The organism is Caballeronia sp. PC1 (assembly GCF_021353155.1).
Classification (GTDB): domain Bacteria; phylum Pseudomonadota; class Gammaproteobacteria; order Burkholderiales; family Burkholderiaceae; genus Caballeronia; species Caballeronia cordobensis.
Window position 1 is genome coordinate 499,996 of the sequence record NZ_JAJUBH010000002.1, and the last position, 22,532, is coordinate 522,527.

Genomic DNA, 22,532 nt, shown 5'->3' on the forward strand with positions numbered 1-22,532 from the left:
GCCATGTCGCTACTCGAAGTCAAAGATTTGCAGGTCGAATTCAGGACGCACGACGCCACCGTGCGCGCCGTCAACGGCGTGAACTTCGCGCTGGAAGAGGGCGAGACGCTCGGCATCGTGGGCGAATCGGGTTCGGGCAAGAGCCAGAGCATTCTCGCGATGATGGGCCTGCTCGCATCGAACGGACGCGCGCGCGGACAGGCGTTCTATCGCGGCGAGAATCTCATCGGCATGCCGCACAAGACGATGAACCGCATCCGCGGCAATCGCCTTTCGATGATCTTCCAGGACCCGATGAGCTCGCTCAATCCGTATCTCACGATCGAGCGGCAGATGACCGAAGTGCTGGAGCTGCACAAGAACGTCACGCGGCGCGAAGCGAAAAAGCGCGCGATTTCGATGCTCGAAGCCGTGCGCATTCCGGAAGCGGCGCATCGCATCGGGCAGTATCCGCACGAGCTGTCGGGCGGCATGCGGCAGCGCGTGATGATCGCGATGGCGCTGCTTTGCGAGCCCGAAGTGCTCTTCGCCGACGAGCCGACCACCGCGCTCGACGTCACCGTGCAGGCGCAAATCCTGCAACTGCTGCGCAATCTGCAGCACGACTTCGGCACGTCGATCGTGCTGATCACGCACGATCTCGGCGTCGTCGCCGGCCTCTGCGAAAAGGTGATGGTGATGTACGGCGGCCGCGTGATGGAGCAGTGCGATGCGGCCACCCTGTTCTCGAAGCCCTCGCATCCGTACACCATCGGTTTGCTGCGCGCGCTGCCGCGTCTCGATTACGAAGGCGGCGAACTCACGGGCATTCCCGGCAATCCGCCGAACATGGCGCATCCGCCGGCAGGCTGCCCGTTCCACGAACGCTGCGCAAATGCGAGCGCCGAATGCGCGGCCGAAGCGCCCGCGTTGAAAGCTGTCGAACCGGGCTGGCTGCGCGCCTGCCATCGTCCGGTCGAACTGATCACGAAGGAAACGAGCCATGTCTGACGCGACGATTCTTTCCGTGCGCGACATGCGCGTGCATTTTCAGGTGAAGTCGAAAAGCCGCCTGCCTTGGGCGCCGCGCCGCACGCTGAAGGCGGTCGAAGGCGTGAGCTTCGATCTGAAGGCGGGAGAGACGCTCGGCGTCGTCGGCGAATCGGGCTGCGGCAAGTCCACGCTGTCGCGCGCGATCCTGAACCTGATTCCCGCGACGAGCGGCGATATCGTGTGGATGGGCGCAACGCTCTCGGGCGCATCGACACGCGAATGGCATCGCGTGCGCGCCGACGTGCAGATGATCTTTCAGGACCCGCTCGCCTCGCTCGATCCGCGCATGACGGTCGGGCAGATCATCGCGGAGCCGCTCGTCGAGCATCGGCCGGGCATGGGCAAGCGTGACATCGACGAACGCGTGCGCGCGATCATGGCCAAGGTCGGCCTGCGCGAGCAGATGATCAACCGCTATCCGCACGAGTTTTCGGGCGGGCAGTGTCAGCGCATCGGCATTGCGCGCGCGTTGATCGTCGAGCCGAAGCTCGTGATCTGCGACGAGCCGGTGTCCGCGCTCGACGTGTCGATTCAGGCGCAGATCGTCAATCTGCTCAAGTCGCTGCAAAAGGAGATGAAGCTCGCGCTGATCTTCATCGCCCACGATCTGGCCGTCGTGCGCCACATTTCCGACCGCGTGATGGTCATGTACCTCGGCCGCGTGATGGAGCTCGCGGACAAGCACGCGCTCTACGAAACGCCGCGGCATCCGTACACGCGCGCGCTGCTGTCGGCGGTGCCGGTGCCGGACCCGTCCGTGGAGCGCGCGAAGACGGTGCAGATTCTGTCCAGCGATATTCCGAGCCCGATCGCCCCGCCTTCGGGATGCGTGTTCCATACGCGATGCCCGATGGCGCAGCCCCGCTGCGCGCGCGAAGTGCCTGCGCTGCGCGTGCTCGGCCCGGATGCTTCGGCCGCGTGCCTGTTCGCGTGACAGGTATCTCGCGCCGAACAAAAGATCAATGACATTCGAGGAAACCACGCCCCAGCAATAGACCACGCCCGTTAATCGAGTTCACCCCAGTTCACCAAACCGCCTCAATGCCTCGACGTTTTCGGACGTCGCCGGGCAGGGTCATTCGTCATCCTTAGTTTCGATCAAGCCGTCAGAAGTTGAATTAAAAGTGGAGATCTTTTTCGTGAAAAAACAAAAACGTTCACTCGCGCTATCGATTTTGTTGTTCAGCGGGATCATGGCCGCCGGGTTCGCCGCGCACGCCGATGAAACCGATACCGAGCCGCCGTCACGCCATACCGAGGCGCCGCCGGATTCGCCGCCGAACACCGAAGCGGATGCGCCCGTGAGCAGTCAGGCGAAGTCCAAGGGTTTCGTCGAGGATTCGCATCTGAATCTCTTGATGCGCTCTTTCACCGAGCACGACGAGTTCAAAGGCGCGGGTAAAAAGGACGCATGGGTGCTCGGCGCGCAGGCCGTGTTCGAATCGGGTTATACGAAAGGGTTGATCGGGCTGGGCGGCGATGTTTCGCTCTTCGGCGCGTTGAAGCTGAATGGCGGGCAGGGCGCGGGCAATCGCGTGCATGTTTCGTCGAGCGGCGACCCGAGCGGCGCGAATCAGCTCGCGTGGGCGTATCCGGGCGTGTGGGACGTGAAAGCGCGCGTGTCGAACACCGTGCTCAAGTACGGTCAGCAACTCTTCGACAATCCGTTCCTCGTGCCGCACGACAACCGCGCATTGCCGCCGACCTACCGCGGCTTCTCGCTCGCGAGCGACGAGATCAAGAATCTCACGCTGAAGGCCGGTACAGTCGATGGCGTGATCGCGCGCGGCATGACGACCGTGACCGGTCTCACGACCGAATACGGCGGCACGCACATCTCGCGCTTCACGTACTTCGGCGGCGACTGGACGCGTGGCGAAGACACGGCGGTGACGCTGTACGGCAGCATTGCGAACGATGTATGGCAGCAGTACTACCTGACGGCGACGCAGAGCATCGGCGATCCGAAGAGCATCCGCTGGACGGGCTCGCTGAACTACTACTACACCGGCGCAATCGGCGACAAGCGGCAAGGCTCCATCAACAACAACGCGTATTCGCTCGCGCTCGCCGGCACGCACGGCGCGCACACGGTGCAGTTCGCGTTTCAGCAGATCGTGAGCGATCAGACGTTCGACTATATCGGCCAGTCCGCGGGCGACTTTCTCTCGAACTCGCTCGACGTGGACTACAACCAGCCGCATGAAAAGTCCGTGAGCCTCTCGTACTCGCTCAACATGAAGCAGTACGGCGTGCCCGGACTCAAGCTGACGATGTGGGGTGCTTACGGATGGGGCGCCGACGGCAGCGCAATGGCCAGCAGCGGTACGGCGCAGGCGGGCAACTACATCGTGAATGGCGAGCCGCTTCATGGCACGCACTACGAACTTGGCGTGATTCCGAGCTACACGGTGCCGGACGGCAAGTTCAAGAACACGTCGGTCAAGTTCTACTACATGCATCATCACAGCAACAGCGCTTACTATCCGGACGGCACGAGCAATGTGTATCGATTGATGGTGAACGTCCCGGTGAACGTGTTCTGAAACGGCTGAATTCGTTGCAGCGTAAACCCTACAAAAAAACTCATTTACATTACGTTTAACTTTCATTTATAAAGAGGGTGCGTGCTGCGGATTGCCATGTCTCGCCCCACGCTCATCGCCCGGCAGGCCTGTCTCTGCCGGGCTTTTTTTTGTCTGCTCGAAGCGCGGCCCACTGCAGCTTTCATGCGCTTACAGCATGGGTTCGTCTAAGTGAAAACCCCGTCAATTCTTTCGCTTGACTTACTTGATATATCACATACTGTGTATATGCGACGCAGCATGACAAACGCGTCGTGAGAGGCGCCGTTCGGCGTCCGCATACACAAGGCAAATTTGCCCAGGAGACAGGCATGGGAATGAACCAGATGGACCGCCAGGAAGGAGCGTCGCGTCTTGCGTCGCCGTGGCTGCAGTTGGTTTTCGGCGTGATTTGCATGGCGATGATTGCCAACATGCAGTACGGCTGGACCCTCTTCGTCAATCCGATCGACGAGAAGTATCACTGGGGCCGCGCGGCGATTCAGGTCGCCTTCACGATCTTCGTCGTCACGGAAACATGGCTCGTGCCGGTGGAAGGCTATCTCGTCGACAAGTACGGTCCGCGCCCGGTCGTCGTGGGCGGCGGTCTGCTATGCGCGATTGCGTGGGCGCTCAACTCGGTGGCGTCGTCGCTGCCCTTGCTGTACTTCGCGGCGGCCGTTGGCGGCGTGGGCGCGGGCGCGGTGTATGGCACCTGCGTCGGCAACGCGCTCAAGTGGTTCCCGACGCGGCGCGGGCTGGCCGCGGGCATCACGGCGGCGGGCTTCGGGATGGGCTCGGCTGCGACCGTCGTGCCGATCGCGCACATGATCAAGGCGAGCGGCTATGAATCGACCTTCCTCTGGTTCGGTCTCGGCCAGGGTCTCGTCGTGTTCCTGCTCGGCATGGCGCTGTATGCGCCGCCCGCGCAATTGCTCGCGACGGTCAAGAGCACGGTCAAGGCCGCGGTCTACAACGCGAGTCCGAAGCAGGTGCTGGCCTCGCCGATCTTCTGGGTCATGTACCTGATGTTCGTGATGATGGCCGCAGGCGGCCTGATGGCCACCGCGCAGCTCGGGCCGATCGCGAAGGACTTCGGCCTGCACGATTCGCCCGTGTCGATTCTCGGCCTCACGCTGCCCGCGCTGACTTTCGCGCTCACGATCGACCGCGTGCTCAATGGCCTGACGCGGCCGTTCTTCGGCTGGGTGTCGGACCGCATCGGGCGGGAGAACACGATGTTCATCGCGTTCGCGATCGAAGCGGTGGGCATCGTCGCGCTGTCGAAGTACGGGCATGATCCCGTGGCGTTCGTCGTGCTGACCGGCATCGTGTTCTTCGCGTGGGGCGAAATCTACAGCCTCTTCCCGGCGACGTGCGGCGACACCTTCGGTCCGAAGTTCGCGGCGACCAATGCGGGTCTGCTCTACACGGCGAAGGGCACGGCCGCGCTGCTGGTGCCGTTCTCGAGCGTCATCACGAATATGACCGGAAGCTGGCACGCGGTGTTCATGCTCGCGGCGGGGATGGCGGCGGTATCGGCGTTCCTCGCGCTCTTCGTGCTCAAGCCGATGCGTAATGCGCATTCGCAGAAGCACGCGCGCGCGGCATCGCTGGACATGTCGTACACGCCGATCGTGAAGGAATGACGGTTTAAAGCGTGATGTGGCAGGGCGGGCGACCCGGCGTGTCGCCCGTTTCTTGTTATCGAGCTCGCGCTCTCCGCTTTTGCGACTGATTTTGATGATGCGGCGCGTGCGCCGCATTGCGGATGCGCGTTTTTATCGTGCCGCCGGCAGGTGGTCTCCTCGCTCCCTTATCCCCGTGATCGAGGCAGCACGATGCGCGTTCTATGGCGACGCGCGAAACGAAAGCAGATGACGGCGCGGATTCGAAGCACCGCGCGCGGCGCGATACGCGAGCCGCGGCATACGGAGGTCGATGCTGGCGCTCCACGCGACGAAGGCCAGCGCGCAAGCCGGCGATACGAGAGCGAGAAGGGCCAGACTTACGTGAGCGTTCATGCGTGTCTCCGGTCGATGTGATGTTGCCCAGTGACTGCAGTGTCGCCGTGAACGATGCGCGCGCAAACCCGGCTCGCGCAGGGAGCCCGCGATTATTCAGGAGATAGACGAATCGAGCCCCGCATGAGTGGGGGCGGCGGATCAGAACCGCGTGCCCACGCTGCAGCCGCCGAAGCCGCCGCCGTTGGTCGCGAAGCCGCCGCAGCCGAAGAGGCCGCAACCGCCGAGCGTGAGGGAAGCGGCGACGAGCGCCGCCGCGGCGCAGAGAAACGGAGTTGCTTCATGACGACATCGATAAGTGAAAAGCCGAGCGCGATTCTCGCGGAACACGCCGGCCCCGATGTCAAAAAGCGTGGCGGCCTCAGCCCGGCTTGCCGTCCTCGCGCGGCCTGAAGAGCGGCGCCGCGTACGCCGCGACATACAGCGCGAAGGCGAGCGCCCAGCAGATCCCCGCAGCGTAAATCCACATCGAATGCCATGCGGGGGCAGCGAGCGGCCCGAGCACGCGCAGCGCGCCCGCCGCCAGGACGAGCGCATAGCACGCGACGTCGCGCCCGTCCGCAACGAGCGGCCGGCCCGTGTGACCGCGCGCGGTGCGCGTGATCATCCCGATGATCGCGCCGCCGATCGCGCCCGTGGCGAATGCATGCATCGCGAGGCTGTGCGGCACGCGCGGCCAGCCGATCGCGGCGAGCGCAAGCAGCGCGAAGCCGAGCGGCAGCCAGGCATACGCGAGATGCAGGATCGCGAGAATCGGCCGCCCGCGCACCGCGTACGAGCGCCAGCCGATCATGCGCGCCAGATGCACGCCGCACGCGAGGAGCGCGAGCGGCGCGACGATCGCGGCATGGAGGTCGAACGCGTCGGCGAAGAACGCCGCGAGCGTGAGCGGCGCGACCGTCGCTTCGACGAAACGCCAGCGGCGGGCGACGAAGCCGGGAATCGCGTTGGCGGTAAACATCGGGATCACGCGTCCGCTGATCACGCCGACGAGCAACACGACGACCCCCGCCGATGCGTACACGGCGCGCATCGCGAGGTCGGGGCGCGCGTCGATCGACAGGCTGTGGAACGCCGCGTTCAGCGCGCCGAAGGCGAGCAGCACCGCGGCGATGAAGTAATTGCGCCGGTTGCCCGCTTTCACGAGCACGCGCAGCAGCAGGAGCGCCGCGACGGGCAGGAACGCGCTGTCGACGACAGCAGCCGGCAGCGCCGGGCCGCTCCATACGAGGACGCGTCCCGCGAGCCAGAGCAGCGCGAGCGCGGCGAGCGTCGCGCCTTTGGCCGTGTCGCGCCCGGTCCACGCGCGCACGGCGGTCAGCAGAAAGCCGACGACGATCGCCGCCGCGAAGCCGAACACCATCTCGTGCGCGTGCCAGCCGATCGGGTCCGCGCGCAGCAGATAGCCGCCGAGCGCCGGCACGCCCGACAGCACGAGCAGCCACACGGCGAGCGCCACCGCGCCGAACGCCGCGCCGCACAGGTAGAACGGCCGGAAGCCGAGATTGAACAGCGCGAGCCGCCGATGCTTCGGCTGCCGCTCGGGCGCCGCGACGAAAACGGTGCTGGGTTCTGCGATCTTCATGACATCCTCACATTAAACACATGCGCGACGGCGTCGCGGCCACTGCGCACAAAAAAACCCGCGGGGCGAATGCGCCGCGGGTCGAGAGGCGCAGTGTCACGCGCGTACGGTTCAGTCGAGCGCCGCGGCCGGGCCGAAGAACTCGTAACGGCTCTGCGCCTCAGGCACGCCGAGCGCCTTCAGATGCTTTTTCACCGCCTTCATGAACGCCTTCGGTCCGAGGAAGTACGCATCGACGTCGCGGTTCTTCGGCAGCCACGTATCCAGCAGTTTTTCATCGACGAAACCGATGCCGTGCGCATCGTGATCGCCGTCGCGCTTGTGCTCGTAGCAGTAGAAGCGCTTCAACTGCGGATGACGCGCCGCGAGTTCCTCGATCGCCGCGCGGAACGCATGCACGCCGCCATGCCGCGCCGAGTGGATGAAGTGGACCGGGCGCTTCGTTTCGAGCGCGGCTTGCAGCATCGCGAGCGTGGGCGTGATGCCGACGCCGCCGCTGATCAGCACGAGCGGCTTCTCGCCGGCTTCGAGCCGGAAGTCGCCCGCGGGCGGATAGAGATTGAGCACGTCGCTTTCGTGCACGGTCTCATGCAGGAAATTCGACACCTTGCCGTTCGTTTCGCGCTTCACGCTGATGCGATATTCGCGGCCATTCGGCGCGGCCGAGAGCGAGTAGTTGCGGCGCAATTCCACGCCGTCGATGAACACGCGCAGACCGATGTACTGGCCCGGATGAAAATCGAGCAGCGCGCCGCCGTCTTCCGGCACGAGATAGAACGACGTGATTTCGTCGCTCTCCTTGACCTTGCGCGCGACGACGAAAGGCCGCGTGCCGCGCCAGCCGCCCGGCGCCTGTTCGCGTTCGCTGTAGATGCCTTCTTCGAGCCCGATCAGCAGATCCGCGAGCTGGCCATACGCGGCCGCCCAGGCGTCGATGACCGCGTCGGTGGCGATTTCCTCGCCGAGCACTTCGCGGATCGACTTGAGCAGGCAGCTTCCGACGATCGGATAATGCTCGGGTTGGATGTTCAGCGCGACGTGCTTGTTGATGATCTGCCCGACGAGGCCGCCGAGCTTTTCCAGTTCATCGATATGCCGCGCGTACATCAGCACGCCGTTGGCCAGCGCGCGCTGCTGCGCGCCGCTCGCCTGATGCGCCTGATTGAACATGGGGCGCACTTCGGGGTACTCGGTGAGCATCTTGTTGTAGAAGTGCTTGGTGAGCGCTTCGCCGCCGCTTTCCAGAAGGGGGACGGTTTCCTTGACGATGGCGCGGTGTTCTGCTGACAGCATGCTTCGGTTCCTCGTGTGATGAAGGCGGCAGCGGGGCGCTTCCGCATTGAAATCTTTCGGCAGATTCTTATACACGAACCATGCCAGAGTAGAATCGTCGATAAATCAACCGCTTAAGACATCACATGGTCGATTCGACTCTAGTCAAAAAGACTGCCGAAGTAGTCGCAATGACCTCGCGCGTGTTGCTGGACGCGCTCGTTCCGCTCATCGAGGATCTGTCGAGCCAGATGCCCGAGACCGAGCGCTACCGGCGTCTGCTGCACACGCTGCGCGCGCTTTTTCCCAGCGACGCAACCGCGCTGCTACGGCTCGATGGCGATACGCTCGTGCCGCTCGCCATCGACGGTCTGTCTGGCGACACGCTCGGGCGGCGCTTTCGCGTGAGCGAGCATCCACGGTTCGCGCGCATCCTTGCCCGCGAAGGGCCGACGCGCTTTTCCGCCAGCTCCGATCTCCCCGATCCTTACGACGGTCTCGTGAAAGGCGTGAGCGGCCATCTGGAAGTGCATGACTGCCTGGGTTGTCCGCTCGTCATCAACGGCCGCGCGTGGGGCCTGCTCACGCTCGATGCGCTCGATCCGGCACGTTTCGACGGCATCGACATGGCCTCGCTTCAGGCGTTTCTCAGTCTCGCGGCGGCGACGGTGAGCGTGGCCGAGCGCATCGATACGCTCGCGCGAACGAGCGAGGCCGAACGCCAGCGCGCCGAGGTGTACCGGCAGGCGAGCGGCCCGCGGCGGCGCGAGATGATCGGCAGCAGCGGGCCGCACAACCGCTTGCAGGAAGAGATTGCGATCGTCGCGTCGAGCGATCTGACCGTGCTCGTGACCGGCGAAACCGGCGTCGGCAAGGAACTCGTCGCGAGCGAGATCCATGCGCTCTCGCCGCGCGCCGACAAGCCGCTCATCAGCCTGAACTGCGCGGCGCTGCCCGATACGCTCGTCGAGAGCGAGCTCTTCGGGCATGTGCGCGGCGCGTTCTCGGGCGCGTCGTCGGACCGGCGCGGCAAGTTCGAACTCGCCGACGGCGGCACGCTTTTCCTCGACGAAGTCGGCGAACTGCCGCTTCCCGTGCAGGCGAAACTGCTGCGCGTGCTGCAGAACGGCCAGCTTCAACGCATCGGCTCCGACAGCGAGCACAAGGTCGATGTGCGGCTCATCGCGGCGACCAATCGCGATCTCGCCGAGGAAGTGCGCGAAGGGCGGTTCCGCGCGGACTTTTATCACCGGCTGTCGGTGTATCCGCTCGTCGTGCCGCCGCTGCGCGAGCGCGGGCGCGATGTCTTGCTGCTCGCGGGCTACTTTCTCGAAGAGAACCGTTCGCGGCTCGGCTTGCTGAGTCTGCGTCTGTCCGCCGACGCGCAGGCGGCGCTGCTCGCGTACCGCTGGCCCGGCAACGTGCGCGAACTCGAACACCTGATCGGACGCAGCGCGCTGAAGGCGCTTGCGGCGCATCGCGAGCGGCCGCGCATCCTGACGCTCACGGCCGCCGATCTCACGCTCTCCGGCGACACCGCGCCAGAGACCGCGCCCGCTGCGGCGCCGCCATTGCCCGCGCCCGGCGCGGACTTCCGCGAAACGGTGACGGCCTACGAGCGCACGCTCATCCTCGACGCGCTCACGCGTCACAACCAGAACTGGGCGTCGGCCGCGCGGGAGCTCGGCATGGATCGCGCGAATCTCAACCGGCTCGCCAGGCGGCTCGGGCTCAAATAGCATCGTTTGTCCCGAAATGATCGACAAGGCCGCGCAAAGCGACTATCTGTAGTCTCCATCGGATCGGCGCAAGGACATTGCGCATCTCAAAAAGATGCGTTTTATTGTTCAAACGCAAAAAACGATCAAGTGAGTCGCATGCATTGGCGCGACACATTGAGACAATTCTGAAGCTGGGAAAAACAGGCTGTCTCTTCTAAGATCAGAAAAGCCAAGCGCAACCCATCGGCAGCAAGAACATTGCAGCGCCTTGAAGAACCGCGTCGGGTGAAGAGCAGCACACGCCCGATCAATCGAATACGGCAAATCGACAACGGGGGTTACGTGCGAAACGTGGCAAAGCGCAGCGCTTTCATCTCGTCCGCGCTCTTCGCCTTTTTCAGCGTCGCGGCGTTCGCGGCGGACGCTGCGGGCGGCGCACCGCTCGAACGTGCGCCCGACACGATGCAGGCCCGCGTCCTCGGATGCGCCGCATGCCACGGCGCGCGCGGCGAGGGCACCGACAACGACTACTTCCCGCGCCTGTCCGGCAAGCCCGCCGGCTATCTGTACAACCAGTTGCTCGCCTTTCGCGATGGCCGGCGCAAGTATCCGCCGATGAACTACCTGCTCGCGTATCTGCCGGACGCGTATCTGAAGCAGATCGCGGAGTACTTCGCGAGCGAGCGTCCGCCGTTTCCGCCGCCCGCCGCCGTCACCGTCGATGCCAAGATGCTCGATCTCGGCAAGACGCTCGTCATGAAGGGCGATGCGTCGCGCAAGGTGCCCGCGTGCGTCGCCTGCCACGGTACCTCGATGACGGGCATGGAGCCGGCGATTCCCGGCCTGCTCGGCCTGCACGCGGACTACCTCAGCGCGCAACTGGGCGCATGGCGCTACGGCACGCGCTCGACCGTCCCGCCCGATTGCATGGGGCAGGTCGCGAAGCTGCTCTCCGAGCGCGACATCACCGCGATCGCTGCCTATCTCGCGTCGCTGCCGGCCCCCGCCAATCCGGTGCCCGTCGCCGCCGGCTCGTTCAGGATGCCGCTCCAGTGCGGCAGCGTTCATAACTAACCGAGGACCCGTCGTGCTCCGTTTTCGACATCTCCGAGCGCTGACCGTCGCGGTCTTCATGGCGGCGTGCGCCGCGCCAGCCGGGCAGGCGCTGGCGCAGGGCGCGGACGCCGCCACCATCAAGCGCGGCGAATATCTCGCGCGCGCGGGCGATTGCATCGCGTGCCATACGCTGCCGGCGGGCAAGACCTTCGGCGGCGGCCGCCCGATGGACACGCCCTTCGGCACGCTCTATACGCCGAACATCTCGTCGGACAAGGAGACGGGCCTCGGTCAATGGAGCGCCGACGAGTTCTACGCGATGATGCACACGGGCAAGTCGCGCGACGGCTCGCTGCTCTATCCGGCGATGCCCTTCGCGTCCTATACGAAGGTCACGCGCGCGGACTCGGACGCCATCTACGCCTTCCTGATGTCCACGCCGCCCGTGCATCAGCCGAACCGGCCGCATGAACTGCGTTTTCCGTTCAACAAGCGGCAACTGCTGCTCGGCTGGCGCTCGCTGTTCTTCAAAGAGGGTGAGTATCAGCCGGACCCGAAGCAGTCGGTGGAATGGAATCGCGGCGCGTATCTCGTCGAAGGTCTCGGACATTGCTCGATGTGCCATACCGCAATCAACGCGCTCGGCGGCAACGTGACCTCGAAGGCGTTCGAAGGCGGCCTGATCCCGATTCAGAACTGGTATGCGCCGTCGCTCACGTCGAACAAGGAAGCGGGTCTTGGCGACTGGAGCATCGAGGACATCGTCGGTCTGCTGCATGCGGGCGTCAGCAATCGCGGCGCGGTCTATGGGCCGATGGCCGAAGTTGTCTACGACAGCCTGCAATATCTGACCGAGGAAGACGTGCGTGCGATGGCCGTCTATCTGAAGGCGCTGCCCGCGCGCTCCGGCGACAAGTCCGAGCCGCCGAGCCAGGCGGTCGCCGAGCAGAAGACGAGCCTGTCGCCGCTCGGCAAGAAGATCTACGACGCGCAATGCGCCGAATGCCATGCCGCGCAGGGCCAGGGCAAGCCGCCCGATTTTCCGCCGCTCGCGAACAACCAGTCGATCGTGATGAGTTCGGCCGTCAATCCGATCCGCATGGTGCTCAACGGCGGTTATCCGCCTGGCACTTTCAAGAACCCGAAGCCCTACGGCATGCCGCCTTTCGCGCAGTCGCTGTCCGATGTCGAGGTCGCCGCGGTGGTCACGTATATCCGCACCGCGTGGGGCAATCACGGCACGCCGGTCACGGTGAAGGAAGTCAACGAGCTGCGCTCGGCGCCACTTTATTGAACATCGACCATGAACGAAGACCCGAAGGAAGCCTCGGCCGAAGACGCGAAGGTCGACGAGATCGTGCGACGCGGCCCGTCCGGCGCGATCGCGCTCGCGGGCATTTCGACCGCGATCGTGATCGGCCTCTGGTTCGTCTTTTACTTCGCCGTGTTTCTGCCGCGCGGCGTGATCCAGTGATTCGCAAGGCTTATTAAGGCATCGCATATGGCCATTGATCCAAGTTCGCACGACGTCGCCGACAAGGTCGAACGGCGCTGGGCGATTCTCGTACTCGCGATCGTCGTGGTGCTGGTCGCGATGGTCGTCTATACCGGCGTGCACTGGGCGATGATGCCGCCCTCGCGCGTCGAGACGGTGCGGCCGGAAACGCTGCATATATCGGGCGAATTCATCGAAAGCAATCTCGGCAGCGCGCCCGAGGCGGACGGCTCGGTGACGGTGCGCATCGTCGCGCAGCAGTATTCGTTCACGCCGCAATGCCTCGTCGTGCCGGCGGGCGTGCCGGTCACGTTCCGCGCGACGAGCTCGGATGTGGTGCACGGCTTTCTCATCACCGATACGAACATCAATTCGATGCTGGAGCCGGGTTACGTATCGACCTTCAAGACGACCTTCGCCAAGCCCGGCGAGCATTTGATGCCGTGCCACGAGTTCTGCGGCACCGGGCATCAGAACATGTGGGCGCACGTGAAGGTGGTCGATCGCGCCGAATTCATGCAGATGGCCGACAAGCTGCCGGCCGATTCGCGGAGAGTCTCCTGTGTTCAATAGCAAGCGCCTCGTACTCGCGCATTTCTGGCTGGCGTTCGGCGCCTTCGGCGTCGCGCTCCTGCTCGGCGCATGGCAGATGCTCGTGCGCAGCCCGCTGCATCCGTGGCTGCAGAATCCGGAGCTTTACTATCGCTCGGTGACGGAGCACGGCACCGTCATGGGCTATGCGTTCCCGACGCTCGTCGCGATGGGCTTCGGCTACGCGGTGAGCGAGCTTGCGCTGAAGCGCCCGCTCGTGGGCCTGCGCTGGGCGTGGCTCGGCTTCTGGCTCGTCGCCATCGGCGCGGTGACGGCGACCGTGCCCGTCGCCATGGGCCTGGCCTCCGTGCTCTACACCTTTTATCCGCCGATGATCGGCAACGTGTTCTATTACGTCGGCGTCGTGTTCGTCGTGGTCGGCTCGTGGGTGTGGGTCGCGCTGATGTCGGTGAATCTTGCATCGTGGAAGCGCGCGAACCGTGGCAAGCCGATCCCGCTCGCGATGTTCGCGACCGTGGCGGGCGCGTATCTGTGGGGCTGGACGGCGGTGGGCGCGGCCATCGAAGTGATCTTCATGATCCTGCCCGTGGCGATCGGCTGGAAGACGACCATCGACGCCGGCCTTGCGCGCGTGTTCTTCTCATGGACGCTGCACGCCATCGTGTATTTCTGGCTGATTCCGGCGTATATCGCGTACTACACGATCATTCCGCGCGCGATCGGCGGGCGTCTTTACAGCGATGCGATGGCGCGCATCTCGTTCATCCTGTTCCTCGTGGTGTCGATGCCGATCGGCATTCACCATCTTTTCGCCGATCCGCAAGTGGGCTCGGGCTTCAAGTTCATGCATTCGGTGTTCACCGCGCTCGTCGCCGTGCCGACGTTCCTGACGGTGTTCACGATCTGCGCGTCGGTGGAGATCGCGGCGCGGCTGCGCGGCGGCAAGGGGCCGTTCGGCTGGATCAAGGCGCTGCCGTGGGATAACCCGATGATGCTCGCCGTCGCGTTTTCCTTCGTGATGCTCGGCTTCGGCGGCGCGGGCGGGCTCATCAACATGAGTTATCAGCTCGATTCGACCGTGCACAACACGCAATGGGTGACGGGCCACTTCCATCTGATATTCGCGGGCGCGATCGTCATCATGTACTTCGTGATCGCCTACGACCTGTGGCCGCATCTGACGGGCCGCGCATTGCAGAGCGTGAAGCTGATGCGCTGGCAATTGTGGCTGTGGTTCATCGGCATGATCGTGCTGACGTTCCCGTGGCATTTCGTCGGCATTCTCGGGATGCCGCGGCGCATGGCGTTCTACGACTACAACGACCCGGCGATCGCGGCGCAGGCGCTTTCGGTGATCATTTCGGTGATCGGCGGATTCATTCTGGTGGTCTCGGCGGTGCTGTTTTTCATCGTGCTGATCAAGGGGCATCGTGCGCCGAAGATCGCGGTCGAGGAGTTTCGTTTCGCCCGTGCGGTGCATGAGCCGCGCAGCATTCCGGTGGCGTTGAACAGCTTCGCGCTGTGGCTCGTGCTGATGATCGGGCTCACGCTCGTCAACTACGGCTATCCGATTGCGCAGCTTATTGCGCGGTCTGACACGGCGGTGCCTGCGGTGCCGATCGGAGCGCAGCGATGAGCGACGAACGCCTTTTCACATTCCGCAATCGCTGGTTCACGGTCAGCGTGCTGGGGACGATTGCGATTGCGGTGGTATCGGCCTTGATCGGTTTCGTGTGGCTGCCGTCGGTGCAGCGCGATGCGCAGTTCTCGGGCATCTGGAACGCGATCTGCAGCGCGGCCGGCGTGCCGCGTAGCTGGTATGCGGGCGGCGAAGCGATCATCGCGCCGAAGGTCAAGCTCACGAGCGTCGAGGTCACGCCGCAATTGCTCGTCGAGGTGAACGCGAACTCGATCGGGCGCGGTGCGACGCTGGCCTTGCGCTGCACGATGTGTCATGGCGAGCGCGGCATGAGCGAGGCGAATTCGCCGAATCTCGCGGGGCAGTATGCGTCGGTGATCTACAAGCAGCTGATCGATTTTCAGAAGGGCGCGCGCACCAACGCGGTGATGTCGCCGATGGCGATGAACCTGTCCGATCAGGATATGCGCGATCTCGCGGCGTATTACGCGAGCCTGCCGCGGCCGCCTGCGCAGCGCAAGGTGAGCGATTCGCTTGCGCCGCCGATCGTGGCGCATGGTGCGCCGATGCGTAATATCGCGCCGTGTGCGGCGTGTCATGGGGGGATTGATAACAAGGCTGGAAGTCCCTGGCTCGATGGGTTGCCGGCGGCTTATACCAAGGCGCAGTTGGTTGCGTTTGCCAATGGGACGCGGACGAACGATATCAATGAGGTTATGCGCAATGTTGCGCGGAATATGACTGCGGGGGAGATCGATGCGGCGGCGATGTATTACGGTAGGGAGTTGAATTCGGGGAAGTGAGGGGGTTTCTTTGATTTTGCCGGATCCCGTATTCGTGGTGGTTTATTAGCACTGCCCCTCCCCGGGGCGGGGGTAACTTTCTTTGCTGCTGCAAAGAAAGTCACCAAAGAAAGCAGCTTTGTCACCGCCCGCGGTCACACGCAGTTTGACCATTTTTCTCCTCCAAGGCGGCACTCGCCTAAAGAGTGCCCCCATAGGCCCAATCGGGCTTGGATCGCGCACGATCCGTCACATCGCACCACACAACAAACTGGTACAGCCATTTCAAGTTCCAGCCCGCTTCGCGGCCGATGGGAAGAGCGGGTTTGCGAATGCGTTCGCGTTCGCTGGTTTCCCCTGCATACCCAGCGGCAGCGCGCAGCGCTGTGCCGGAGCTATTTTGTGCTGAACCAGCGCGTTCAAAGTTATGGTTTGTCGGACCGTGCGCGATCCAAGCCCGATTAGTCCTTCGAGGGCACTCTTTAGGCGAGGGCCGTTCCCGGAGGAGAAAAATGGCCAACGTGCGTGTGACCGCGGGCGGTGAGAAGGCTGCTTTCTTTGGTGACTTTCTTTGCAGCAGCAAAGAAAGTTACCCCCGCCCCGGGGAGGGGCAGTGCTAATAAACCCACACGAAAACGGGATCCGGCGACGAAACAAGCCCGCTAGAATGCGCTTCATAGCAAACAGCCGCCGAGCAGAACCCTATGAACCCCCTCAAAAAAATCCGAAAAGAAACCGCAAAGGACATCTACGCGATCGAATCCCTGACCGAAAAGGCATTCCTCGAAATGCCCTATTCGAGCCACACAGAGCATTTCATCGTGAACGCATTACGCCGGGCGGGCCGTCTCACGCTATCGCTGGTCGCGATCGAAAGCGCAACCGACGAAATCCTCGGCCACATCGCAGTCTCCCCCGTCTCCGTCACAGGAAACGCAACCGGCTGGTTTGGCCTCGGCCCGCTCTCGGTGACACCCGAGCGTCAACGCGAAGGCATTGGCAGCGCGTTGGTAAAAGAAGCGCTCCAACACCTGAAAAACGCAGACGCAGCAGGCTGCGTCGTACTCGGCGACCCAGACTACTACGCCCGTTTCGGTTTCAAGGCCGAAGCCGCGCTCATCCTTCCCGATGTGCCCGCCGAATACTTCCAGGCCATCGCGTTCAAAAAGAACATCCCTTCCGGAACCGTCACTTTCGACGAAGCCTTCGAAGCCCGCGCCTGACCCAATCGCCGCTAAGCCAAAAGGGGCTTCATTGCTCCATCAAAACGCTTTCTGTATCGTGGCCCAAGGAATGCTGAAAGCCAAGGAAACGGAAACCCCTGAAATGGAACCCCAACGCGAAGCCATAAAAACCGACGTATTGATCATAGGCGCAGGCCCCGTCGGCCTGTTCGCCGCCTTCGAGGCCGGCGTGATCGGCCTCACGTGCCAGATCGTCGATACCCTCGGGCGCATCGGCGGGCAGTGCATCGAGCTCTATCCCGACAAGCCCATCTACGATATCCCCGCGATTCCGTCATGCACCGCGCGCGAACTCGTCGATCGACTGCTGGAGCAGATCCGCCCCTTCGACGTGCCCATTCATCTCGATCAACGCGTGCAATCCGTCACGCAGCGCGAAGGCGATCATCGCTGGACGATCGAAACCGAAAACGGCATGACGTTCGACGCCGCCGCCATCCTTATCGCCGCGGGCAACGGCGCCTTCGTGCCGCAGCGCCTGCAATTGCCGGAAGCGGCGGCGCTCGAAGACAAGGACGTGCACTACAGCGTGTCGCGCGCGGCGGATTTCGCGGGCAAGGAGATCATCGTCGCGGGCGGCGGCGACTCCGCGCTCGACTGGGCGCTCGCGTTGAAAGACATCGCGAAGAAGCTCACGCTCGTACATCGGCGCAACGGCTTCTCGGCGGCGGCGAACTCGGTGGCGACGATGAAGCGCGCAGTCGAAGCCGGCGAGATCGAGTTCGTCGTCGGCATGATTGAATCGCTCGATGCGCCCGATGGCGTCCTGCGCGGCGCGCGCATCAAGCAAGTGGAAGGCGCGACGGATATCCGCGTGGACAAGATCGTCGCGCTCTACGGCCTCGTCTCGGAACTGGGACCGATCGCGACATGGAATCTCGACGTGCGCGGCGGGCGCATCGAAGTGGATACGTCGAACTATGAATCGTCGCGGCCCGGCATTTTCGCGGTCGGCGATATCGCGAACTATCCGAACAAGCAGAAGCTCATCCTGTCGGGCTTTCACGAGGCATCGCTCGCGCTGCGCAAGGCCTATGCGTATGCGTATCCCGAGAAAAAGCGCGTGCACGTGCATTCGAGTTACGACGCCAAGCTCGCCGAGCGTGTGAACGCCGCGCACGCCGCCGACGGCGCCGACGGCGCATAAGCCAGGCGTGATCGCACGCCTCATCGCGTGGCTGTTGCTGGCGTCGCTCGCCGGCGCGATCGCGTTCGGCTATGCGGTGTATTCGAAGCGCATCGCCGTGCCGGAACGCTACGATCCGTTCGCGCCGCTCGACGTGCGCGCGCCGCAAGGTCCGCTCACGCGCCTCAAGCTATGGCGCGCGATGCACGATGCGAAACTGTGCGACGCGGCGCTCGCGCGTTCCGGGCTCGTCTATCGCGCCATGGCCGATGCGACCGGGCAGGGCGGCTGTGAGTTGAACGACGTGGTGCGCATCACGCAGTCAGAGGACCTGCGCTTCAGTTCGCCGTTTCTCGCGACATGCCCGCTCGCGCTCGGCCTCGCGTATTTCGAGCATCAGTATCTTCAGACCGCGGCGCTCGAAACCTTCGGCGCACGCGTCACGCGCATCGAGCACGTGGGCAGCTATGCGTGCCGCAACGTCAATCACCAGCAGGACGCGGCGCTGAGCCAGCACGCGAGCGCGAACGCGATCGACCTGACGGGCTTTGTGCTCGATGACGGACGACGCATCACGCTCGCGCGCTGGGACGATGCATCGTCGCTCGACGGACAGTTCCTGCGACGCGTCCACGAAGGCGCGTGCCGTTCGTTCGACACGACGCTGGGCCCCGACTACAACGCGCTTCACAAGACGCACTTTCATGTCGACATGGGCCCATACCGCGTATGCCGCTGAATCACGCGTGATGATGCGCCGGATTGCGGCACGTCGAATGATCGTGAGGCTGATCGTTCCATGCCGAGCCGAGAATGATGCTGCAGAAGTTCAGGCGCTTGTAGTTCGGGTCCTTCAGCGCGAGCACATCGGCCTTGACGTTGCCGAAGGTCGACAAGGGCTTGTTTTGCGTGCCTTTGGCGAACGCATCGATGATGCTCTCCTTGAAGTTCGCCTCGCGCGGATGCGCGGCCACCACGAGGCGGCGCTGATCCGCGCTGAACTCGTCGTAGGCGAGGCCGAGCACGTCCATCTCGACGCCTGCCGTAACCAGCGCGACCACCGGTTTCTTGTATTGCGGAATGCCGGGCGTCGTATGCAGCGCGATCGCGTCCCAAACCTGTTCGATCTCGACTTCGCCGATGCCATGCTGGCGCAGGAAATCGCGCGCGGCGTTGGCGCCATCGACCTCGAAGCGATCGTGCGCGCTGCTATACGCTTCGGTCAGCCCCATGTCGTGGAACATCGCGCCGATATACAGCAGCTCCGGGTCGTACTGCAATTGCTTGCGCTCGCCCGCGAGCGCGCCGAACAGGAAGACGCGGCGCGAATGGTGATAGAGCAGGTCGGGCTCGGTGTCACGCACGAGTTGCGTGGCTTCGCGCGCCAGTTGACTGTCGGGAATCCTGATGCCTGCGATGATTTCGCTCATGAGTATGGCTCCGTAATGTTGATCGGTGGATCGGGCGTCCGGAGACGCGAATGCCTGTGCGTTGCTAAAATCGCGCAGCGCGTCGGATGCTTATCAGTCTCGTCAAAACGCCCTGGCAGCTCAATCGGAACGACGCGTCGAAGCCTGCCAAGCGCACGCCGTCTCCTGCCACGCGAGCCCAACACGGACATTCACGCCGATGCGCACAGTTGCAATCGCAATCTTTCAGGGCGTGCAGGCGCTCGATGTCGCCGGTCCCGTCGATGTCTTCGCGGAAGCGAACGGTTTCATCGCCGCGTCGGAGGCCTACGAGATCGCGCTCGTCGGGCCCGAGGAGCGCATCGTGCGCGCATCGAACGGCACGCGGCTCGTCGCGGACCTGAGCTTCGACGAAGCCAGCGCGCGCTACGGCACGGCGCTCGTCGCGGGCGGCCCGACTCTTCCCGTCGATGCGCCCGATCCGCGCCTGAGCGCCTGGCTCACCGATATCGCGTCGCGCTGCGCCCGCTACGGCTCGATCTGCACGGGCGCGTTCGCGCTCGGTCACGCGGGCCTGCTCGACGACCGCGACGTGACCACGCACTGGCAGGACGCGCCGCGTCTCGCCGAACGCTTTCCCCGCGCGCGCGTCGAACTGGACCGCATCTACATGCGCGACGGCAATCTCGTCACGTCGGCGGGCGTGACAGCGGGCATCGACGTGGCGCTCGCGCTCGTCGCCGAGGATCACGGCGCGCAGGTCGCGCTCGCGGTGGCGAAGCGCCTTGTGGTGTTTGCGCAGCGGCGCGGCGGCCAGTCGCAGTTCAGCCCGTACCTCAGCGCGCCCGCCGATGAAACCTCGCCGGTCGCGAAGGTGCAGGCCTACGTGATGGAGCACATCGGCGAACGGCTCTCGGTGGCGCGGCTGGCGGGCGTCGCCGGCATGAGCGAGCGCAATTTCGCGCGCGCCTTCGTGCAGCTTGCGCAGATGACGCCGCATGAATTCGTCGAACGCGCGCGCGTCGACGCGGCCCGAAACATGCTCGAAAGTAGCGACACGCCGTTGAAAACCGTCGCGTTCGACTGCGGCTTCGGCACGGCGGACCGCATGCGGCTCGTGTTCGCGCGGCGGCTCGGCGTGTCGCCGAACGACTATCGGCTGAGCTTTCGCACCCGTTTCACGAAGTGACCGGAGCGCTCGCGCGCCGACGCATCACGGCGGGTTCGCTAAAATTCAAGATGAACGCGGCACGTGCGGCAGTGCGCGCGCCGCAGAATCCACCCTCGACATATCGGAACAGCGAATGACGAAACAACAGACCGCCATGCAGGATCCCTACGAACGACGCGCGTTGCTGCTGCACCTGGGCGATGTGCTGGAGACGGTGTTTTGCCTGAGCCAATGCGCCGATGAATACGCGAGCATCGGCGAGGCGGTGAAGGGCAACGATGCGCTCGCGGGCTTCACGCTGCTCGGCTTCGTCGACGAGAAGATGACGCCGCGCGATTTCATCCGCCGCGCGTCGGGCGCGTTTTTCGTCTGGCCGAAAGGTTTGCTCGACGAAACGCTGAATCGCCCGATGCTCGCGAACACGGTGAAGCACGATCTCTTCGCGGACAACGCGACGGGCTGGGACGCGTACAGGACAGAGCGGCAGCGCGACGTGCCGTGGTTCGGCGAAGACCTGCCCGACAGCGCGCAAAGCGCGGCGCCCGCGCATGAAGCCGAGACGTCCGCGCCTGCGGCCAAGCCGGGCAAGAAATCACGCTACGCAACGTGGCCGTGGCCCGACAAACCAGCCGGGGCGTAATCGGCCGCGTTACTGCTTCTTGCTCATGCCGCTCGCGCCCGCATCGAAGCCGAGTCCATTCGGCCGGTCGGGCTTCGCGCCTTTGCCCGCCGACGTTTCGCCCGGCCGTGTCTTCAACGCATCGCTCGCGTTGGCCGCCGCCGCGGCGGGCGGCGTGACGTTCTTTTCCGAGTAGGCGGGCGTGCTGTCGTATTCAAGCTTGTTCGGTTTTTGCGGCGCTTGCTGAGCGCTCGCCACGACGGCGAGCGTGCCGCCGAGCAGGATCGCCGCCATGCGCCCGAATGCGCCGAATGTGCCGAGTTTGGGTCTCATCGGTTGCCTCCCATTTGTTCTGCACTTTCCCCTTGATTTAGCAAGGCGCGGACCCGCTTTCGGGCGGCTTGCGTACACGTTGCTTGTCGGCGCGCAAGCTCGCGGCATGCGAGTGTGCACGCGCACGGACGGCTTGACTGCCATCAAAGGCGCAATGCAACGCGGCCGGGACAATTCTCGTTTTTAACGTGGGAAAGATAGAAATGAGAAAAGGTCTCGGGGCAATCGCGATGGCGTGCGCGGCGTTGTTCGCAGGCGCGGCGCAGGCAGCGGGCGACGTATCGCCGGGCGGATCGATGGACGGCATCCACGCGGGCGACGTGCTCGTGCGGCTGCGCGCGATCAGCATTCAGCCCGACGTGTCCGCGGGCGGCGCGCTGGGCACGCTCGGCGTCGGCGTGAACAATGCGATCGTGCCCGAGCTCGACTTCACGTACATGTTCACCGATCAGATCGGCGCGGAGCTGATTCTCGCGACATCGCGGCACCAGGTCACGTCGAGCATCGGCGGACTCGGCGGCGTGGGCGTGCTGCCGCCGACGCTGCTCCTGCAATACCACTTCAATCACGCGGGCCGCGTGCGTCCGTACGTGGGCGCGGGTCTGAACTACACGTACTTCTACAACGACAAGCTGAAGGCCGGCGACACGCCGGTGTCGATCAAGCGCAGCAGTTTCGGGCCGGCGCTGCAAGTCGGCGTCGACGTGCAGGTGGCGAAGAATCTCTTCGTCAACGCGGATCTGAAGAAGATCTGGATGCGCACGAGCGCCTCGGCCGAAGGCACGGATCTCGGCTCGCTGAAGATCGATCCGTGGGTGATCGGCGTGGGCGTCGGCATGAAGTTCTGACGCGCGGCTTCGGTCTTCCCGCGTGTGCGCGAGGCCGCGCTTCGTCTGAAAAATGGCGGA

The 22,532-nt window shown here is 64.2% G+C and carries 23 protein-coding genes; 17 read left to right on the top strand and 6 right to left on the bottom strand.

The features are described from left to right. The first annotated feature begins 3 nt into the window (after positions 1-3). The 4 genes from LY284_RS18085 (at position 4) to oxlT (ending at position 5,245) form a co-directional block, all read left to right on the top strand. Entirely contained in the window at positions 4-990 is a 987-nt protein-coding gene (locus LY284_RS18085) for an ABC transporter ATP-binding protein (RefSeq protein ID WP_233387511.1), read from the top strand. Next, entirely contained in the window at positions 983-1,966 is a 984-nt protein-coding gene (gene oppF, locus LY284_RS18090) for a murein tripeptide/oligopeptide ABC transporter ATP binding protein OppF (RefSeq protein WP_233387512.1), read from the top strand. The genes LY284_RS18085 and oppF overlap by 8 nt, the downstream gene beginning before the upstream one ends. A gap of 205 nt (positions 1,967-2,171) precedes the next feature. Beyond that, positions 2,172-3,578: an OprD family outer membrane porin gene (locus LY284_RS18095; RefSeq protein WP_233387513.1), complete on the top strand. Its 1,407-nt coding sequence runs from the start codon at positions 2,172-2,174 to the stop codon at positions 3,576-3,578. A 350-nt stretch (positions 3,579-3,928) separates the two neighbouring features. After that, complete coding sequence (gene oxlT / locus LY284_RS18100) at positions 3,929-5,245, top strand: oxalate/formate MFS antiporter (RefSeq protein ID WP_085952650.1); 1,317 nt, start codon at positions 3,929-3,931, stop codon at positions 5,243-5,245. A 201-nt stretch (positions 5,246-5,446) separates the two neighbouring features. Here oxlT and LY284_RS18105 read toward each other — a convergent pair whose 3' ends face one another. The 4 genes from LY284_RS18105 to hmpA form a co-directional block, all read right to left on the bottom strand. Continuing rightward, entirely contained in the window at positions 5,447-5,620 is a 174-nt protein-coding gene (locus LY284_RS18105; protein WP_233387514.1) for a hypothetical protein, read from the bottom strand. 141 nt (positions 5,621-5,761) lie between these two features. After that, the gene (locus tag LY284_RS18110; protein WP_233387515.1) at positions 5,762-5,950 is read right to left on the bottom strand and encodes a hypothetical protein; all 189 of its coding nucleotides are present in this window, start codon (positions 5,948-5,950) and stop codon (positions 5,762-5,764) included. Between the two features lie 31 nt (positions 5,951-5,981). Beyond that, entirely contained in the window at positions 5,982-7,205 is a 1,224-nt protein-coding gene (locus LY284_RS18115) for an NnrS family protein (RefSeq protein ID WP_233387516.1), read from the bottom strand. A 111-nt stretch (positions 7,206-7,316) separates the two neighbouring features. Then, the gene (hmpA, locus tag LY284_RS18120) at positions 7,317-8,498 is read right to left on the bottom strand and encodes an NO-inducible flavohemoprotein (protein WP_233387517.1); all 1,182 of its coding nucleotides are present in this window, start codon (positions 8,496-8,498) and stop codon (positions 7,317-7,319) included. A gap of 125 nt (positions 8,499-8,623) precedes the next feature. Here hmpA and norR point away from each other — a divergent pair, with 125 nt between their 5' ends. The 10 genes from norR (at position 8,624) to LY284_RS18170 (ending at position 18,831) form a co-directional block, all read left to right on the top strand. After that, on the top strand, positions 8,624-10,216 hold the full coding sequence (norR, locus tag LY284_RS18125) for a nitric oxide reductase transcriptional regulator NorR (RefSeq protein ID WP_233387518.1): 1,593 nt from the start codon (positions 8,624-8,626) through the stop codon (positions 10,214-10,216). Positions 10,217-10,660: 444 nt separating this feature from the next. Then, positions 10,661-11,272, top strand: a complete 612-nt coding sequence (locus LY284_RS18130; RefSeq protein WP_233388371.1) for a c-type cytochrome — start codon at positions 10,661-10,663, stop codon at positions 11,270-11,272. Positions 11,273-11,330: 58 nt separating this feature from the next. Continuing rightward, the gene (locus tag LY284_RS18135; protein ID WP_077158404.1) at positions 11,331-12,548 is read left to right on the top strand and encodes a cytochrome c; all 1,218 of its coding nucleotides are present in this window, start codon (positions 11,331-11,333) and stop codon (positions 12,546-12,548) included. A 9-nt stretch (positions 12,549-12,557) separates the two neighbouring features. Further along, on the top strand, positions 12,558-12,728 hold the full coding sequence (locus tag LY284_RS18140; RefSeq protein ID WP_014250749.1) for a hypothetical protein: 171 nt from the start codon (positions 12,558-12,560) through the stop codon (positions 12,726-12,728). Between the two features lie 27 nt (positions 12,729-12,755). Further along, complete coding sequence (locus LY284_RS18145; protein ID WP_014250750.1) at positions 12,756-13,322, top strand: cupredoxin domain-containing protein; 567 nt, start codon at positions 12,756-12,758, stop codon at positions 13,320-13,322. Further along, positions 13,312-14,937, top strand: a complete 1,626-nt coding sequence (locus LY284_RS18150; RefSeq protein ID WP_045453782.1) for a cbb3-type cytochrome c oxidase subunit I — start codon at positions 13,312-13,314, stop codon at positions 14,935-14,937. The genes LY284_RS18145 and LY284_RS18150 overlap by 11 nt, the downstream gene beginning before the upstream one ends. Continuing rightward, entirely contained in the window at positions 14,934-15,743 is an 810-nt protein-coding gene (locus LY284_RS18155) for a c-type cytochrome (RefSeq protein WP_233387519.1), read from the top strand. Before LY284_RS18150 ends, LY284_RS18155 begins: the two co-directional genes overlap by 4 nt. Before the next feature lie 683 nt (positions 15,744-16,426). Continuing rightward, entirely contained in the window at positions 16,427-16,945 is a 519-nt protein-coding gene (locus LY284_RS18160; protein ID WP_233387520.1) for a GNAT family N-acetyltransferase, read from the top strand. Between the two features lie 103 nt (positions 16,946-17,048). Then, positions 17,049-18,113, top strand: coding sequence for an NAD(P)/FAD-dependent oxidoreductase (locus LY284_RS18165; protein WP_233387521.1), 1,065 nt, complete (start codon positions 17,049-17,051; stop codon positions 18,111-18,113). 7 nt (positions 18,114-18,120) lie between these two features. Then, complete coding sequence (locus LY284_RS18170; RefSeq protein ID WP_041731649.1) at positions 18,121-18,831, top strand: extensin family protein; 711 nt, start codon at positions 18,121-18,123, stop codon at positions 18,829-18,831. A gap of 1 nt (position 18,832) precedes the next feature. Here LY284_RS18170 and LY284_RS18175 read toward each other — a convergent pair whose 3' ends face one another. Further along, positions 18,833-19,522 (bottom strand): HD domain-containing protein, encoded by a 690-nt coding sequence (locus tag LY284_RS18175; protein WP_014250756.1) that lies wholly within the window; start codon positions 19,520-19,522, stop codon positions 18,833-18,835. A 199-nt stretch (positions 19,523-19,721) separates the two neighbouring features. Here LY284_RS18175 and LY284_RS18180 point away from each other — a divergent pair, with 199 nt between their 5' ends. Both LY284_RS18180 and LY284_RS18185 read left to right on the top strand, forming a co-directional pair. Further along, complete coding sequence (locus LY284_RS18180; RefSeq protein WP_233387522.1) at positions 19,722-20,690, top strand: GlxA family transcriptional regulator; 969 nt, start codon at positions 19,722-19,724, stop codon at positions 20,688-20,690. Positions 20,691-20,805: 115 nt separating this feature from the next. Next, entirely contained in the window at positions 20,806-21,312 is a 507-nt protein-coding gene (locus tag LY284_RS18185; protein WP_148276121.1) for a hypothetical protein, read from the top strand. A 9-nt stretch (positions 21,313-21,321) separates the two neighbouring features. Here LY284_RS18185 and LY284_RS18190 read toward each other — a convergent pair whose 3' ends face one another. Then, entirely contained in the window at positions 21,322-21,624 is a 303-nt protein-coding gene (locus LY284_RS18190) for a hypothetical protein (protein ID WP_233387523.1), read from the bottom strand. 230 nt (positions 21,625-21,854) lie between these two features. Here LY284_RS18190 and LY284_RS18195 point away from each other — a divergent pair, with 230 nt between their 5' ends. Then, positions 21,855-22,472 (top strand): OmpW family protein, encoded by a 618-nt coding sequence (locus LY284_RS18195; protein WP_233388373.1) that lies wholly within the window; start codon positions 21,855-21,857, stop codon positions 22,470-22,472. Positions 22,473-22,532: the final 60 nt, after the last annotated feature.

Excerpts from the sequence above, each read along its gene's own strand:
- LY284_RS18140 (WP_014250749.1), top strand. The coding sequence starts at position 12,558 with ATGAACGAAGACCCGAAGGAAGCCTCGGCCGAAGACGCGAAGGTCGAC.
- LY284_RS18135 (WP_077158404.1), top strand. The coding sequence starts at position 11,331 with ATGGCGGCGTGCGCCGCGCCAGCCGGGCAGGCGCTGGCGCAGGGCGCG.
- LY284_RS18155 (WP_233387519.1), top strand. The coding sequence starts at position 14,934 with ATGAGCGACGAACGCCTTTTCACATTCCGCAATCGCTGGTTCACGGTC.
- LY284_RS18145 (WP_014250750.1), top strand. The coding sequence starts at position 12,756 with ATGGCCATTGATCCAAGTTCGCACGACGTCGCCGACAAGGTCGAACGG.
- oxlT (WP_085952650.1), top strand. The coding sequence starts at position 3,929 with ATGGGAATGAACCAGATGGACCGCCAGGAAGGAGCGTCGCGTCTTGCG.
- LY284_RS18130 (WP_233388371.1), top strand. The coding sequence starts at position 10,661 with ATGCAGGCCCGCGTCCTCGGATGCGCCGCATGCCACGGCGCGCGCGGC.
- LY284_RS18105 (WP_233387514.1), bottom strand. The coding sequence starts at position 5,620 with ATGAACGCTCACGTAAGTCTGGCCCTTCTCGCTCTCGTATCGCCGGCT.
- LY284_RS18165 (WP_233387521.1), top strand. The coding sequence starts at position 17,049 with ATGGAACCCCAACGCGAAGCCATAAAAACCGACGTATTGATCATAGGC.
- LY284_RS18195 (WP_233388373.1), top strand. The coding sequence starts at position 21,855 with ATGGCGTGCGCGGCGTTGTTCGCAGGCGCGGCGCAGGCAGCGGGCGAC.
- LY284_RS18160 (WP_233387520.1), top strand. The coding sequence starts at position 16,427 with ATGAACCCCCTCAAAAAAATCCGAAAAGAAACCGCAAAGGACATCTAC.
- LY284_RS18180 (WP_233387522.1), top strand. The coding sequence starts at position 19,722 with ATGCGCACAGTTGCAATCGCAATCTTTCAGGGCGTGCAGGCGCTCGAT.
- LY284_RS18175 (WP_014250756.1), bottom strand. The coding sequence starts at position 19,522 with ATGAGCGAAATCATCGCAGGCATCAGGATTCCCGACAGTCAACTGGCG.
- hmpA (WP_233387517.1), bottom strand. The coding sequence starts at position 8,498 with ATGCTGTCAGCAGAACACCGCGCCATCGTCAAGGAAACCGTCCCCCTT.
- oppF (WP_233387512.1), top strand. The coding sequence starts at position 983 with ATGTCTGACGCGACGATTCTTTCCGTGCGCGACATGCGCGTGCATTTT.
- LY284_RS18085 (WP_233387511.1), top strand. The coding sequence starts at position 4 with ATGTCGCTACTCGAAGTCAAAGATTTGCAGGTCGAATTCAGGACGCAC.
- LY284_RS18190 (WP_233387523.1), bottom strand. The coding sequence starts at position 21,624 with ATGAGACCCAAACTCGGCACATTCGGCGCATTCGGGCGCATGGCGGCG.
- LY284_RS18115 (WP_233387516.1), bottom strand. The coding sequence starts at position 7,205 with ATGAAGATCGCAGAACCCAGCACCGTTTTCGTCGCGGCGCCCGAGCGG.
- norR (WP_233387518.1), top strand. The coding sequence starts at position 8,624 with ATGGTCGATTCGACTCTAGTCAAAAAGACTGCCGAAGTAGTCGCAATG.
- LY284_RS18185 (WP_148276121.1), top strand. The coding sequence starts at position 20,806 with ATGACGAAACAACAGACCGCCATGCAGGATCCCTACGAACGACGCGCG.